The following is a 13,378-nucleotide window of genomic DNA, read 5'->3' as shown; positions in this document are numbered from 1 at the left end:
TGGCTGGCCGCCCTCCTCGTCTTGTAGATTCGAACGAAAGGCGAGGAGCAGTAACCTCTCCGTTTCCCCCCGGAAACGGTGGCCACGGCTCACCGGCAACAACGAGACACCCACGAGACAGATCGGCGGCGATCACATGCGGCTGCGCGCACTGCTGGAAACCGATGCGCTGGGGCTGCGGCTGCTCGGCGGCGAGGACGAGCTGGACCGCACGGTCCGCGGCGTGATGACGACGGACCTCCAGGACCCCAGCAGGTACCTCTCCGGCGGCGAGCTGGTGCTCACCGGCCTCGCCTGGCGGCGGGACGCGGCGGACTCCGAGCGCTTCGTCCGGATCCTCGCGAGCGCGGGGGTGGCGGGCCTGGCGGCCGGTGAGGCGGAACTGGGTTCGATCCCCGACGATCTGGTTCAGGCGTGTTTGCGCCATCGCCTCCCGCTGTTCGCAGTGAACGAATCCGTTGCATTCGCAACGATCACTGAGCATGTTGTTCGACAGGTGTCGGGTGAGCGGGCCGGTGATCTCGCGGCTGTCGTCGATCGCCACAGGAGGCTGATGACCTCCGGCCCGGCGGGCGGCGGCCCGGAGGTCGTTCTCGACCTGCTCGGCTCCGACCTGGACCTTCGCGCTTGGGTGTTGTCACCGACGGGACGTCAGATCGCAGGCGCCGGGACACCGTTGCCCCCGGAGGTGGGCGCCGCCCTCGCCGGTGAACACCTGGCCGCCACCCGCACCGGGCGGCGCGGTCCGCACCGGGCGGTCGCGGGCGGAACGACGTACTCGCTCTTCCCGATCCGTAACACCGGTCGAGGCGCCGCCCCCGCCTCCCGGGACGTGCGCGAGACGGTGCTGTCCGACTGGCTGCTGGCCGTCGAGGCGGACGCCGGCGACTGGCCGGCCGCCCGGCTGGACCTGCTCCAGGGCGTCACCCAGCTCATCGCCGTGGAGCGGGACCGGCGCGACGCGGCGCGTACGGTACGGCGGCGGCTGGCCCAGGAGGTCCTGGAGCTGGTCCAGACGGGTGCCGCCCCGGCCGAGATCGCCGCGCGGCTGAGGGTGGCCGCGCCGGTGCTGCTGCCGGGGCTCGGCACCGCGCCGCACTGGCAGGTCGTGGTGGCCCGGGTCGAATGGGGCGAGGGCGGTACGGGCGCGCCGGGCATCGAGGCCGGCCCGGTCGCCCAGTCGCTGCTGGAGGAGATCCTGGTCGACCCGTCGACGGCCGGCCCCGACTCGGCCGACCGCATCGCGGTGGCCCACACCGGGGACGAGGCCATCGCCCTGGTGCCGCTCCCGGTGGTGCCGGGCCCGTCGGAGCCGGAGGAGGAGGGCGAGGCGCGCCCCGCCGGCGGCGACGGACTGCACGCCGATGCCCTGCTCGCCGCCGTCCGCGCGCCCCTGTCGGCGGGCCTCGACGGCGACGGGCGCCTCACCCTGGGCGTGAGCGCCGCCGTGCACTCGGCCGAGGGACTGCGCGGCGCCCTGGAGGAGGCCCGGCACGCCCGGCGCGTGGCGGCGGCGCGGCCGGGCCGGGTGTGCGCGGCGGGCCACCACGAGCTGGCCTCGCACGTGCTGCTGCTGCCGTTCGTCCCGGACGACGTGCGGCGGGCGTTCACGGCCCGGCTGCTGGACCCGCTGCGCGACTACGACCGGCGCCACCGGGCGGAGCTGATCCCGACGCTGGAGGCCTTCCTCGACTGCGACGGCTCCTGGACCCGCTGCGCCAGCCGCCTGCACCTGCACGTGAACACGCTGCGGTACCGGGTGGGCCGCATCGAGCAGCTCACGGGACGCGACCTGTCGCGGCTGGAGGACAAGCTGGACTTCTTCCTGGCGCTGCGGATGTCCTGACGCAACGTCACCACGACCGAGAGAAAGCGGTACACAACAAGATGTCCGGACGAACGGACACGGGGGCGGACGCCCGGGCGGATTCCGGCGCGGGCACTCAGCCGGTTCCCGGCGCGGACGCCCAGCCGGAGCCCCGCCCGGACACCCTCCGCGGCGACTGCGCGAACTGCTTCGGCCTGTGCTGCGTGGCGCTGCCCTTCGCCGCCTCGGCGGACTTCGCCGCCGACAAGCCGGCCGGCACGCCGTGCGGGAACCTGGCCGCCGACTTCCGCTGCGGCATCCATGAGCGGCTGCGCGACCGGGGCTACTCCGGCTGCACGGTGTACGACTGCTTCGGCGCCGGTCAGAAGGTCTCGCAGGTCACCTTCGGCGGCCGCGACTGGCGGCGGGACCGGGACACGGCGCAGCGGATGTTCGCCGCGTTCCCGGTCGTTCGGCAGTTGCACGAGCTGCTCGCGTACCTCACCGAGGTGCTGGCGCTGGAGCCCGCGCGCCGGCTGCACGATGAGGCCCGGCGCCTCCTCGCCGAGACCGAGCGGCTCACATTCCTCTCGCCCGAGGAGCTCACCGCGCTGGACCTGGACGCGCACCGCCGGGTCGTGGGCGACCTGCTGTCGCGGGCGGGCGAGCTGGCCCGCTCGGGCGTCCCCGGCGCCCTCGGGCGGAAGAAGAACCGCCGGGGCGCCGACCTCATGGGCGCCCGGCTCAAGGGCGCCGACCTGCGCGGGGCGAGCCTTCGCGGCGCGTACCTGATCGCGGCCGACCTCACCGGCGCCGACCTGCGCGAGGCCGACCTCCTCGGGGCCGACCTCCGCGACGCGCGGCTCGCGGGGGCCGACCTCACCGGCGCGCTGTTCCTCACCCAGCCGCAGCTCAACGCCGCGCGCGGCGACGCCCGCACGGTGCTGCCCGAGCGCCTGGACCGCCCGGGGCACTGGACCGCTACGTCGTAGGCCCGGACGTCGCAGGCCGTGGCTCCGCCGGCCCCACCGCGAGCAGCGTCGCGAAGTACCCGTCGGGCATCGGCTCCCCGACGGGCCGCCCGTCCGCCTCGATCCAGGCGTGGGCGTTGAAGGGGGGCACCACGCTCACCCCCGTGCACCAGGTGGGCCAGGTGCCGGTCAGCCGGCACAGCAGCGCGGCGCCCAGCGAGCGGGGCAGGCACCCGCGCGGCCCGGCGCACCGCAGGCTCACCGCGCACAGGGCGTCGCGGGCGGCCTGGGCGCGGGCCGCGGTGGCGGGCCGGGCGCCGCGCCGGACCACCTCCAGCACGGCCCGGATGCGGTGCGGCGGCAGCAGCGACAGCGCGGCGGCGGGCACCAGGACCAGCCGGGCGGCCAGCTTGCGGGCGAAGGGCACGCCCACGGGGATGTCCAGGGCGCTCGGGGTGGTCATGCGGCCAGCCCCGAGGTGCGCAGTTCGGCCACCAGGGCGGCGACGTCCTCCTCGGCCCTCGCCCGGTCGATGTCGTACTCCTCGACGAGCGCGTCGGCGGCGGCCGCTTCGTCGCCGCCCGCCATCAGGACGCGGACGATCAGCGTGCCGGTGGGGTTCAGCTCGAAGTACTGTCCGCGGCGTTGGTCGAGGAGGACCGTGCCGTAGCCGGTTTCGGCGGTGGAGACGTCGGCTCCGAAGCGCAGTGCCATGGTGACTTCCCTTCCGTCGGGGGTTTCGTCCGGAGTGCCAGGCCGCGCAGCCACACCTCGCAGGCGATCGTCGAGTAGAGGATGGCGTCGCGCAGTCCGGGCGTGGACGGCCGCTGGGCGAGGCGGCGCAGGGCGGCGCCGTCCACCAGGCCGAGCCGTTCGAGGTGCGAGTCCTCCCACAGCGCCAGCAGGTCGGCGCGGTGTGCGCGCAGCCCGTCGGCGGCGTCCATGGAGGCGGCGGCCTTGTTGGTGCGCCGCAGGCAGGCGTCGGGCACGATCCCGCGCATGGCCGCGGTGAGGAGGGGCTTGTACGCCCAGGGGGTGACGCGTTCGGCGGGGCGGACCGCGAGGCACGCCTCGATGACACGGTCGTCGAGGAAGGGCGAGGCCATCGGGACGCCGGTGCGGGCCGCCATGCGGTCCCACTGCCGGATGATGCGGGTGCAGGAGCGGATCTGTTCGAGGTCGGCGTGCAGGCCGCGGTCCGGGTGGTGCGGGACGGCGTGCGCGGCGGCCCGGTCCAGCGCCTGCCGCGCCACCCGCGCGGCGTCGGGGGTCACCCAGTCGAAGAGGCGCGGGGGCATGCCCCAGCCGAGGCTGGTGCTGACGGTCGCGGGTACCGGGTCGCGCAGGTGCCCGCCCGCGTCGGCCAGCCACCTGGCGTACGGGCGGGAGTCGGCCAGGGCGCGGAGCGTGGCGCCGAGCGGCCACTGCCACAGGGCCCGGAAGCCGCGCAGTTGCCGCAGCGCGAACAGCGGGCGGGTGCGGGCCAGTCGGTGGTAGTACGCCTCGGAGCACCAGGCCACGTGGTCGCCGCCGATGCCCGTCAGGTGCAGCCGGCTGCCCCGTTCGGCCATGGCGGGCAGGTGGTGCAGGACCCGTGAGCGGTCCATGACGCCGATGGTCGGTTCGTCCAGCAGGTCGTCGATGGCGAGGAGATCGGTGTAGACGAGCGGGGAGGCCTCGGCGTCCCACACGACGTGCTCCACGTCCGGCAGGGACCGTGCGGCCAGCGTGGCCCAGTGCAGGTCGGTGTCGGCCGGGTCGCGTCCCGGCCAGGTGCTGGCCACCACCCGGGCGGGTGAGCGGTCGGCGAGGAAGCAGACGCTGGTGGAGTCCAGGCCGCCCGACAGGTCGCAACTGACCACGCCGCCCCGGCGGGTGCGGGCGGCGACGGCCTCCACGAGGGCCTCGCGCACCAGCGGTGCCCCGTCGGCGAGCGGCCGCGCCGGCTCGGGCGGGGTCCACCAGCGGGTGTGCCGTACGGTGTGCCCGTCCTCCGCCACGATCAGCGCGTCCTGCGGGGCCACGGCGGTGACGCCGCGCCACATCGGTGCTTCGGCGAGCGGGTGGGGAACCGGCCAGAGGAGCCGTACGGCCAGTTGTTCCTCGTCCGGGTCGCGGCCCAGTGCGGCGGCGAGGACGTCGGCGCGGGTGGCGGCCACGGTCACGCCGCCGATCCGGGCGTGGAAGACCAGCCGGAGCCCCGACGCGGTGCCCTGCGCCCGGAGCCGGCCGTCGACGGCGGCCAGCAGGTGGCAACTGCCCGGCAGCGTGCGGGCCAGTGCGTCGAGTTGGGCGAGGTCTCGCAGGCCGGCGGCGTGGCGCCGTAGTCGGGCCGCGTCGAGCGGGCAGCACCCGACGACGGCGAGGGAGGTGGAGCCGGCGCGGGCGGTGACGATGTCGTCGTCGTGCCAGTGGCCGACCAGCCAGGGGCGCCCCGAGGGGTGGGGCAGCGACCGGGTGCCCGGGCGGGCGAAGAACCGGGCCACGGCGGCCGCGTCCTCGCGGTCGGGAAAGACCGCGAGGTGCGCGTCGCCGGGGCCCGGGCCCGCACTCGTGTGCGTGGGCGTCATGACGTCGGACGGATCGAGCCGTCTGCCGTCAGTTCTTGCTCAGGACCAGGCGGTCGTTGCCCGACCTCTGGAGGAGGCCGGTCTTCTTCCGGAAGGACCCCAGTCGGACGAGCGTCGGAGCCTCGTAGGCCTTCTTCATGACGTCTCCTTCTGTTCGGTTCACCACCCGCCCCGACATGGACGGGAGGCCTTGTTTCGGAAGGTAGACGCGGGTCACGGGGGTACCGCAACAGTGGGCCGCCTGGTCATATTGTATGAAGTACCGCCCAGCGTCAGCCGTAAGCGGAACCGCCACCTCCGTGACTGCGGAGGTGGTTACGGCCGCGCCCTGGCCCGCGGCCCGCGCAAAAACCTCCTCACCGGCACGTTTCTCGGTCCGTGCGGCGCCCACTCGCCGCGCGTCCCGGTCTCCGGGGCGTCTCCGCCCGGCGCGAAAGCGCGTCGACGCGCGCCCGGCCCCTGCTTCACCGTCGCGGGCCGCGCTCCGGCGTGAACGCGGCCCGGCCACGGGGCCCGTCGTGGCGTCACCCCTTTGTGTGGATCTTCGCGGGGAACGGCGGCGGCCGTCGGAAGCCGTCCCGGCCCCGTACTGCGGGCCGTTCCGCGCCCACTGATTGTGAATCAATTCACCTGACCCTCTTGGCCGGGCGTGCCGTTCCGTGCTGAGATTCTCCGGACTCAACAGCTCAATGGCGCGCTCGGGGAGGGCAATGTGGCGCATACCGCCATGTCTGGTTCCGGAACGACCGCAAGCGACGATCCCCTCCAGACCGCGGTATGGCGGCTGCGTTCGCGCGGCTGCTGGAGCGACGCGGCCGCCCTCCTCGTACCCGGCGCGCACGACCCCGCCGTCGCGCTCCAGCGCGCGTCCCTGCTGATCGAGCGGTGTCTCTACACCGAGCAGGGGTGGGCCGAGGCGGAGGACGCCCTGCGCTCGGCGGAGGCGATCGCCCAGGAGGACGAGGAGCGGGGCGCGGCCGCCTGCGAGCGCGGCTACCTCGCCTACGCGTCGACCCTGCTGGGCGTACGGGACCGGGCCGACGAGGCGCGGGCGGCGCTCGGCCGGGCGGCGGCGCTCATCGCCCCCTCCGCGCCCGGCCGCCCGCTGCTGGACTTCCGCCGCGGCCTGCTCGCCCAGAACCTCGGCGACTCGCCCCAGGCCGCCCGCGCCGCGTACCACCGCGCCCACGCGGGCGCCGCCGCCCAGGGCGACACCCTGCTGCTCTCCTCCACCTGGCGGCACCTCGGCGGACTGGCGCTCCGCGAGGGCGAGTTGGCGGAGGCCCGGCACGGCTTCGCCGAGTCCCTCCGCCTGCGCGAGGAGCTCGGCTACCTCGTCGGTACGGCTCCGGCCCTGGCGGCCCTGGCGGACACCGAACCGGAGCCCGAGGCGACACGGCTGCGCGCGGAGGCGCGGCGACTGTTCCAACTGCTCGGCGGCGTACCGACCTGGCTGGCCGCGCGGCTGGCGCCCACGGCGGCCGCCTGAGGGCGTTGTCGGAGGGCTCTGCCATGATCGGGACCCATGACCGAAAGTGGCGTTGACCAGGTACAGGCGGCGATATCGGCCCTCCGCGCACGGGGCCTCGAACTGCGGGACGGCATCCCGGACTCCGAGCTCGACCGGTGGCCGGTGCCGGTGCCCGAGGCCGTCCGGGCCGTCCTGCGCGAGACCGGCGGGGTACGGGACGGCCGCGCCTCCTACGTGTTCGGTCCGGAGGGCTTGACCGGCGGCCAGTGGCGGATCGGTGACCTGCCCGAGGGCACCACGGTCGTCGCACTGGGCGACGAGGAGTGGGGGCCGGTGGTGCGCGTCCAGCCGTACGACGACGTGGAGATCGTGGTCGAGGCGCCCTCGTTCACCTCCTGGCTGGCGGCCCTCGGCACCGAGCGGTCCGCCCCCAAGGCGTCCGTCGCCGCCGTCCCGTCGGTCGAGGCCGCCGAGGGCCCGGACGCGGAGCTCGCGGCCCTGGTCGCCGGGGGTGACTCGCTGACCGACGTGGTCGATCTGCGGGCGCTGCCCGGATATCCGTGCCAGGTCGTGTGGGAGCCGTACTACTCCCTGGAGTACGACACCGCCGACACCGGCGGCAGCGAGACGGAGTGGGAGCTGGTGGGCGGCGGCCGGGGGCTGCTGCTGCGCAGCCTCCCCAGCGGGGACTACCTGGACCGCCCGGTGCGGCGCCACCGCGTCCCGGCGGACGCGGCGCGCCTCGCCGTCGCCGAGCTGCGCGCCCTGGCCGGGGCGCACCCGGCCCACGTGACGCTCGAAGCGGGCTGCGACGACGCGGAAATGGACACCTGGGCGGTGCCCGTACCGGACGACATCCGTACCGTGCTGCGCGAGATCGGCGGCGTACGGGTGGCCGGCCTGCCCCCGCTGCTCCTGCTGCCGGGAGCGCCGGAGCACACCGTCGACCCCGAGGTGCACCGCATGCTGGGCGGCGACGGCACCTACTGGCCGGTCGCCCGCGTGGTTCGCCCCCACAGCACGTCGCTCGCGCAGATCCGTATCGACCCGGACACCGGCGAGTGGGGGTACGCCGTCTCCGTCCCCATCGACCACCAGCTCGCCAGGGAGCCGGAACTGTCCCTGCTCGCCGAGTCGTTGCCCCACCTGCTGCTGACGGTCGCGCGCATCGCCCGTGAGGCGGTCGCCACGGACAACGTCGCCGGCCGCGTCCGCGCCGCCACCGACTGGTTCACGCCCAACACCGGCGAGCCCTGGACACGCCCCGTCCCCGTCGGGGAGTGGCCGGGCACCCCCGACCCGCTGCGCGCCACCCTGGCCGGCCTGCCGCCCGGTACGCACGTCGCGGACCTGCGGGACTCCCCCATCCCGACCGACCTGTGCTTCCACCGTTCGGACGAGTGGCCCTACGGCGCCGACTCCCTGGACCGGCTCCACTTCACGGCGGCCGGTCGCCTGGTCGCGGCGATTCCGAAGAAGCCCGGGTAAAGAGATGGATCCCTTTCCGGGAGCCCTCTGGACCTGACGGCCTCACACCACGGAGGGTGGGCGGTGTTCCCACACCCGCCCTTCCACCTGGGGAGAAGCATGTCCGCGTCCTTGGTTCCGGCCCACGAACCCCCGTACTACGCCGTGATCTTCACCTCCCGCCGCACCGAGGGCGACAACGGCTACGGCGAGACCGCCGCGCGGATGGGCCGCCTCGCCGCCGAGCAACCGGGCTTCCTCGGCCACGAGTCGGTGCGCGGCCCCGACGGGCGGGGCATCACCGTCGCGTACTTCACCGACGAGCAGTCCATCGCCGCGTGGCGCGAGCACACCGAACACGCGGCGGCCCGCGCTCACGGCCGGGAGCACTGGTACGAGGAGTACGTGGTGCACGTGGCGAAGGTGGAGCGGTCGTACGCGTCCGGCTGACCCGTCACCCCGCCGGTACCTTCAGCCGCTGAGGGCGCACGTCAGGCACACCACCGCGTCGTCCAGCCCGACGACAAGGGAGCCGTCGGCCGTGATGGCGACCGCGCGGATGCGGGGGCCCGGACGGAAGGGGACGGACTCGCCCGTGTCCAGACGGTGCAGTTCCGCCAGGCCGTCCGACCAGGCCACGGCCAGGAGGTGGGCCGTGGCGTGGAGGGCCACGACGGGGTAGGGGCGGCTGGTCACCGTTGCCGCGCGGTCGGGGGACTGGCCGGGGTGCCAGGCGCGTACCGTGCCGTCCGTTCCGCCGCTGTACGTCGTCGACGGGGTGGCCGTCAGTGCGGTGACGCGGCCGGTGTGCAGCGCGGCCTGGTCCACACCGGTCAGGCTGAACGCGTGGACGGTGCCCATCCGGTCGCCGGTCAGGACCGTGCCGCCGGCCGCGGCGAGGGCGGTGGCGGGGTGGCTCGCGAGGGTCGCGGCCACGGCGTCCGTCAGCCGGGTGGCCGGGCCGCCGCCCCCGGTGTGCAGCCGGCCCCGTTCGTCGAGGGCCGGCTCCGTGCCGTCCGGGAGGCAGGCGACCGCCCGGACGCGGTCCTCGCGCACCACCAGCCGCCCGTCGGGCGTGGTCGTCAGGGCGGTGCACCTCCGGCGTGACGACCACGCGAGGCGCCACGGCGCCCCGGCGGCCCGCGCCGTGAGTGCCGGGCCCAGTCGCGGGTCCGCCGTGTCGTCCAGGGCGGCGAGCAGCACGAGGGCGCGCTCTGCGGGGGCCTGGTCGCGCACCAGGGACTGGCCGGCGCGCAGCCAGGCGGGGCGCAGGCCGCCGCGGGGGTCGGGGTCGGCCTCGTACGCCTCGGTGACGCGGACGGGGTCGGACGTGCAGACGGCGGCCGGGTCGTCCAGGTCGACGGGCGCCGCGGGCCGGGGCTCACCGGCCCCGTCGGCGACGACGTCGATGAGGGGCCCGAGGCTCCGCACGAGGTCGTGGTCGGGCGGCAGGGGGACGCGTACCGTCCGGCGCGGACCGGCCAGCAGCGCCGAGAGCAGCTCCCCCGGCGTGCCCGCCACGACGCCGAGCCGGTTCGCCACCTGCCACACGGCGGCGCGCATGCTCATCCGCCGCCCGTGAAGTGCTCGCGTACCAGTGCCTGGACGACCGGCAGGTCCTGGGCGATCAGCGCGTCCAGCAGGGCCGAGTGCTCGGCCGCGTCGGCGACCAGGTCGGCCCGCCGGGTCGCGGGGCCGGCCACCAGCGGCCACTGGGAGCGGCGGTGCAGGTCCTCGGCGATGGCGACGAGCTGTTCGTTGCCGGCCAGGGCGAGGACGGCGCGGTGGAAGGCGCGGTCGGACTCGGCGTAGTGCGCCCGGTCGCCGCGGGCGGCGGCCGCGGAGGTGGCCTCGGCGAGGGGGCGCAGCTCGCTCCAGCGGTCGGCCGGGACGGTGCGGGCAAGGCGCAGCATGACGGGCACCTCGATCAGGGCGCGGACCTCGGCGAGCTCGGCCAGCTCGCGCGGGGTGCGTTCGGCGACGCGGAAGCCCCGGTTCGGTACGACTTCGACGGCGCCCTCGATCGCGAGTTGCTGCATGGCCTCGCGCACGGGGGTGGCGGAGACGCCGAAGCGGGCGCCGAGGGCGGGGGCGGAGTAGACCTCGCCGGGGACCAGCTCGCCGCTGACCAGGGCGGTGCGCAGCGCGTCGAGTATCTGGCCGCGTACGGAGTGGCGCTGGACGAGGCGGGGGGCGGGGGGCTCGCTGTGGGTGTGTTCGCCACGGGTCTGCTCGGGTACGCGCGCGCCGGCGTGCGGCTCCGGCGCCGGGTGCGGCGGCGCGGTGTCGCGCGTTCTGCCCTGCTCCACTCGGGTCCTCCTGGCCGTTCGTACCGAAGCCCCGGCTCGCGGTGGAGGAGGCCCCTGTGCACGATAGGCGCACCGGGTTGGAGTTCACACATCGATCAGATCGGGTAAGGTAAGGCTTACCTGCTAACGATCGCGATTCGGTGGTCCCCCGCATGTCCACTCCCGCTCTGCTCCCAGCCCTGAGCTCGCCCGTCGCGGATGCGTACACCCGGCTGACCGAGGTCTTCCCAGGGCTGCGGGTGCGGGAGCTCACGGACGGCGAGCGGGCCCCCCGGGGCGCCGGCTGGGTGGGCGCGGACGAGCTGGCGGCCGGCGGCGCCGCCCTGGACGCGTTCCTCGCCTGGGACAACGCGCAGGTGCTGCGCGACTACGGGCAGCAGGCCCGCCCCGATGTCGTCGCCAGCTTCGGTCTGCACCGGTACGCCTGGCCGGCCTGCCTGCTGATCACCGTGCCGTGGTTCCTGCACCGCCGGGTGCCCCGCCTGCCGGTGGCGGACGTGGCGTTCCAGCGGGCGCTCGGCCGGATGACGGTACGGGTGCGCGAGTTCGCCTGCCTGCCCGGTGACCCCGCCGCCGCGCTGCCCGGCGCCCGGGTCGTACCGGACGAGGAGGCGCTGCGCGGCGAGGTGCGGGCGGCCGTCGCCGAGCACCTGGGGCCGGTGCTGGAGGGCTTCGGGCCCCGGATGCGGCGCGGCAAGCGGGCCCTGTGGGGCATGGCGACGGACGAGATCGTCGAGGGCCTGTGGTACGTCGGGCACCTGCTGGGCGAGGAGCCCAGGGCCATGGCGGAGCTGGCACTGCTGCTGCCCGGGTCGGGCGCGGCCAGGCCGTACGTCGGCACGGCCGGCTTCCGGGAGCTGACCGGCCCGGACGGTACGCCGCTGCCGACCCGTGACCGGGCGAGCTGCTGCCTCTTCTACACGCTGCGCCCCGAGGACACCTGCGTCACCTGTCCGCGTACCTGCGACGCCGACCGCGTACGCAGGTTGAGCGCATCCGCGTGACCTCCGCCCGACATCCATGCCACCCGCCCGGGTGACGGGAATCGAACGCAACTCCCTTCTCGCATAAGGCCGTTCGAGCAGATCGCACCTATTCGTATGCTCATCGGCCCCAATGGCGTTCTCTTGCCAGGAAACCCCGTGTGGCTCCGCGGCCTTCGGCCAATATGGCGCCGAAACGCCCTACCGCGAGCGATGCAAGGGACACCGCATGAGACTGACCGACATATCGCTGGACTGGCTGCTTCCGGGTGGCGTGATGCTGGTGGGAGTCCTGGTGGCGGTTGCGGTGCTCACGCGCGGCAAGCGCGCCGGCGAGAAGGCCGCGGCCGACGACTCCTGGGAACGCAGCGAGGAGCGCCGCCGCCGCAAGGAAGCGGTCTACGGCACCGCCTCCTACCTGCTGCTCTTCTGCTGCGCGGCGGTCGCCGCCGCGCTCTCCTTCCACGGCCTGGTCGGCTTCGGCCGGCAGAACCTGAGCCTGTCCGGCGGCTGGGAGTACCTGGTCCCCTTCGGCCTCGACGGCGCCGCCATGTTCTGCTCGGTCCTCGCGGTGCGCGAGGCCAGCCACGGTGACGCGGCGCTCGGCTCCCGCCTGCTGGTGTGGACGTTCGCGGGCGCGGCCGCCTGGTTCAACTGGGTCCACGCGCCGCGCGGCGCGGGCCACGCCGGCGCCCCGCACTTCTTCGCGGGCATGTCGCTGTCGGCCGCCGTGCTGTTCGACCGGGCGCTGAAGCAGACCCGCCGCTCCGCGCTGCGCGAGCAGGGCCTGGTGCCCCGGCCGCTGCCGCAGATCCGGATCGTACGGTGGCTGAGGGCGCCCCGTGAGACGTTCGGCGCCTGGTCGCTGATGCTCCTGGAAGGCGTACGCACCCTGGACGAGGCCGTCGACGAGGTCCGCGAGGACCGGCGGCAGAAGGAGCAGGCCCGGCGCAGCCGCCGCGAGCACCAGAAGATGGAACGGGCCCGCCTGAAGGCGTTCAACCGCCAGCACCGGGCCTGGGGGCTCGGGCGCGGCGGCCGCCAGGTCGACGTCCAGCCCATGAACGCCACGCCGGTCGACGTCCAGACCATGAGCTCCGGCGGCTCCATGGGAGGCTCGGCCCCGGCCGCCGTGGGGGCGTCCGTCGCGGAGCCCGTCATATCCGAGCGGGGACGCCTGCCGTCTCGGCACCGGCCCTCCCTCCAGGCCGTGAAGGGGACTGATCCGCCCCGTACGGTCGACCTCACCGCCGAGGACGACACCCAGACGCTGCCCCGGCTCGACTCGCTGGAGCAGAAGCTCAAGGACCTGGAGCAGCAGTTCGGCTGACCGTGTTCACCTACGGCCGGGCCCGCCGCTCAGGCGGGCCCTCCGGACAGTTCGAACCAGACGACCTTCCCCACGCCGTGCGTGAGCACCCCCCACGCGTCGGCGAGCGCCTGCACCAGGACCAGGCCCCTGCCGTGCGTACCGTCGTCGACGGACGGGGCGTACGGGGAAGGCAGGGCGGTGGTGAAGTCCCGTACCTCCACCCGTAACGCCGCCGGGGTCATCGTGGCCGTGACGACCGCGCCGTGCTCGGTGTGTATCAGCGCGTTGGTCAGCAGCTCGCTGGTCAGCAGCTCCGCGACGTCCGCCCCGCCCGCCCCGCCGAGTGCGTCCCGGTGCCGCAGCAGTTCCCGGAGGGCGCGCCTCACCTCGGGCACCGCCGCGAGGTCCCCGGCGCCCACGTGCCGCCGCCACTGCACCGGCTGACCGTGCCGCTCCATCGCGGGAACCCGCCCGTCCGCTACGGGTCC

Annotated in this window: 13 protein-coding genes and 1 pseudogene; 7 read left to right on the top strand and 7 right to left on the bottom strand. The window is 75.0% G+C overall.

Annotated features, from left to right (window positions below):
• The first annotated feature begins 136 nt into the window (after nt 1-136).
• Together AB0J57_RS32995 and AB0J57_RS32990 are read left to right on the top strand one after the other, a co-directional pair.
• The gene (locus tag AB0J57_RS32995) at nt 137-1,846 is read left to right on the top strand and encodes a PucR family transcriptional regulator ligand-binding domain-containing protein (RefSeq protein ID WP_366132072.1); all 1,710 of its coding nucleotides are present in this window, start codon (nt 137-139) and stop codon (nt 1,844-1,846) included.
• A 41-nt stretch (nt 1,847-1,887) separates the two neighbouring features.
• Entirely contained in the window at nt 1,888-2,799 is a 912-nt protein-coding gene (locus tag AB0J57_RS32990; protein ID WP_366132071.1) for a pentapeptide repeat-containing protein, read from the top strand.
• Here AB0J57_RS32990 and AB0J57_RS32985 read toward each other — a convergent pair.
• From AB0J57_RS32985 to AB0J57_RS32970, 4 genes and pseudogenes are all read right to left on the bottom strand, one after another.
• Entirely contained in the window at nt 2,789-3,241 is a 453-nt protein-coding gene (locus AB0J57_RS32985) for a lasso peptide biosynthesis B2 protein (protein WP_366132070.1), read from the bottom strand. The two genes, AB0J57_RS32990 and AB0J57_RS32985, sit on opposite strands and share 11 nt — an antisense overlap.
• Nucleotides 3,238-3,492, bottom strand: coding sequence for a lasso peptide biosynthesis PqqD family chaperone (locus AB0J57_RS32980; protein WP_366132069.1), 255 nt, complete (start codon nt 3,490-3,492; stop codon nt 3,238-3,240). The genes AB0J57_RS32985 and AB0J57_RS32980 overlap by 4 nt, the downstream gene beginning before the upstream one ends.
• A 35-nt stretch (nt 3,493-3,527) precedes the next feature.
• Nucleotides 3,528-5,348: pseudogene (locus AB0J57_RS32975) on the bottom strand (lasso peptide isopeptide bond-forming cyclase); the annotation flags it as partial.
• 28 nt (nt 5,349-5,376) lie between these two features.
• Nucleotides 5,377-5,487, bottom strand: coding sequence for a keywimysin-related RiPP (locus AB0J57_RS32970; RefSeq protein WP_366132068.1), 111 nt, complete (start codon nt 5,485-5,487; stop codon nt 5,377-5,379).
• Nucleotides 5,488-6,075: 588 nt separating this feature from the next.
• On the opposite strand from AB0J57_RS32970, the gene AB0J57_RS32965 reads away from it, so the two are divergent.
• The 3 genes from AB0J57_RS32965 to AB0J57_RS32955 all read left to right on the top strand — a co-directional run bounded on the left by AB0J57_RS32965 (nt 6,076) and on the right by AB0J57_RS32955 (nt 8,736).
• Nucleotides 6,076-6,837: a hypothetical protein gene (locus AB0J57_RS32965; protein WP_366132067.1), complete on the top strand. Its 762-nt coding sequence runs from the start codon at nt 6,076-6,078 to the stop codon at nt 6,835-6,837.
• Nucleotides 6,838-6,873: 36 nt separating this feature from the next.
• The gene (locus AB0J57_RS32960) at nt 6,874-8,307 is read left to right on the top strand and encodes a hypothetical protein (RefSeq protein ID WP_366132066.1); all 1,434 of its coding nucleotides are present in this window, start codon (nt 6,874-6,876) and stop codon (nt 8,305-8,307) included.
• Nucleotides 8,308-8,406: 99 nt separating this feature from the next.
• Entirely contained in the window at nt 8,407-8,736 is a 330-nt protein-coding gene (locus AB0J57_RS32955) for an antibiotic biosynthesis monooxygenase (RefSeq protein WP_366132065.1), read from the top strand.
• 21 nt (nt 8,737-8,757) lie between these two features.
• Here AB0J57_RS32955 and AB0J57_RS32950 read toward each other — a convergent pair whose 3' ends face one another.
• The gene (locus AB0J57_RS32950) at nt 8,758-9,855 is read right to left on the bottom strand and encodes a hypothetical protein (protein WP_366132064.1); all 1,098 of its coding nucleotides are present in this window, start codon (nt 9,853-9,855) and stop codon (nt 8,758-8,760) included.
• Nucleotides 9,852-10,595, bottom strand: coding sequence for a GntR family transcriptional regulator (locus tag AB0J57_RS32945; RefSeq protein WP_366132062.1), 744 nt, complete (start codon nt 10,593-10,595; stop codon nt 9,852-9,854). The genes AB0J57_RS32950 and AB0J57_RS32945 overlap by 4 nt, the downstream gene beginning before the upstream one ends.
• Before the next feature lie 152 nt (nt 10,596-10,747).
• Here AB0J57_RS32945 and AB0J57_RS32940 point away from each other — a divergent pair, with 152 nt between their 5' ends.
• The gene (locus AB0J57_RS32940; protein ID WP_366132061.1) at nt 10,748-11,599 is read left to right on the top strand and encodes a (2Fe-2S)-binding protein; all 852 of its coding nucleotides are present in this window, start codon (nt 10,748-10,750) and stop codon (nt 11,597-11,599) included.
• A gap of 208 nt (nt 11,600-11,807) precedes the next feature.
• Nucleotides 11,808-12,908 (top strand): DUF2637 domain-containing protein, encoded by a 1,101-nt coding sequence (locus AB0J57_RS32935; RefSeq protein ID WP_366132060.1) that lies wholly within the window; start codon nt 11,808-11,810, stop codon nt 12,906-12,908.
• A gap of 29 nt (nt 12,909-12,937) precedes the next feature.
• Here the strand turns inward: AB0J57_RS32935 and AB0J57_RS32930 are convergent, their stop codons facing one another.
• Nucleotides 12,938-13,348 carry an ATP-binding protein gene (locus tag AB0J57_RS32930; RefSeq protein WP_366132059.1) on the bottom strand — a complete coding sequence of 137 codons (411 nt, stop codon included), beginning with the start codon at nt 13,346-13,348 and terminating at the stop codon, nt 12,938-12,940.
• Nucleotides 13,349-13,378 lie beyond the last annotated feature (30 nt).

The sequence above is a fragment of the Streptomyces sp. NPDC049837 genome (genome assembly GCF_040674455.1).
GTDB lineage: Bacteria > Actinomycetota > Actinomycetes > Streptomycetales > Streptomycetaceae > Streptomyces.
Note: the sequence above shows the minus strand (reverse complement) of the source record. Positions and strands in the feature narration are given on the sequence as shown.

Bases quoted from the DNA above. Each gene is read 5' to 3' on its own strand.
- AB0J57_RS32995 (WP_366132072.1), top strand. From the start codon at position 137: ATGCGGCTGCGCGCACTGCTGGAAACCGATGCGCTGGGGCTGCGGCTG.
- AB0J57_RS32990 (WP_366132071.1), top strand. From the start codon at position 1,888: ATGTCCGGACGAACGGACACGGGGGCGGACGCCCGGGCGGATTCCGGC.
- AB0J57_RS32985 (WP_366132070.1), bottom strand. From the start codon at position 3,241: ATGACCACCCCGAGCGCCCTGGACATCCCCGTGGGCGTGCCCTTCGCC.
- AB0J57_RS32980 (WP_366132069.1), bottom strand. From the start codon at position 3,492: ATGGCACTGCGCTTCGGAGCCGACGTCTCCACCGCCGAAACCGGCTAC.
- AB0J57_RS32970 (WP_366132068.1), bottom strand. From the start codon at position 5,487: ATGAAGAAGGCCTACGAGGCTCCGACGCTCGTCCGACTGGGGTCCTTC.
- AB0J57_RS32965 (WP_366132067.1), top strand. From the start codon at position 6,076: ATGTCTGGTTCCGGAACGACCGCAAGCGACGATCCCCTCCAGACCGCG.
- AB0J57_RS32960 (WP_366132066.1), top strand. From the start codon at position 6,874: ATGACCGAAAGTGGCGTTGACCAGGTACAGGCGGCGATATCGGCCCTC.
- AB0J57_RS32955 (WP_366132065.1), top strand. From the start codon at position 8,407: ATGTCCGCGTCCTTGGTTCCGGCCCACGAACCCCCGTACTACGCCGTG.
- AB0J57_RS32950 (WP_366132064.1), bottom strand. From the start codon at position 9,855: ATGAGCATGCGCGCCGCCGTGTGGCAGGTGGCGAACCGGCTCGGCGTC.
- AB0J57_RS32940 (WP_366132061.1), top strand. From the start codon at position 10,748: ATGTCCACTCCCGCTCTGCTCCCAGCCCTGAGCTCGCCCGTCGCGGAT.
- AB0J57_RS32935 (WP_366132060.1), top strand. From the start codon at position 11,808: ATGAGACTGACCGACATATCGCTGGACTGGCTGCTTCCGGGTGGCGTG.
- AB0J57_RS32930 (WP_366132059.1), bottom strand. From the start codon at position 13,348: ATGGAGCGGCACGGTCAGCCGGTGCAGTGGCGGCGGCACGTGGGCGCC.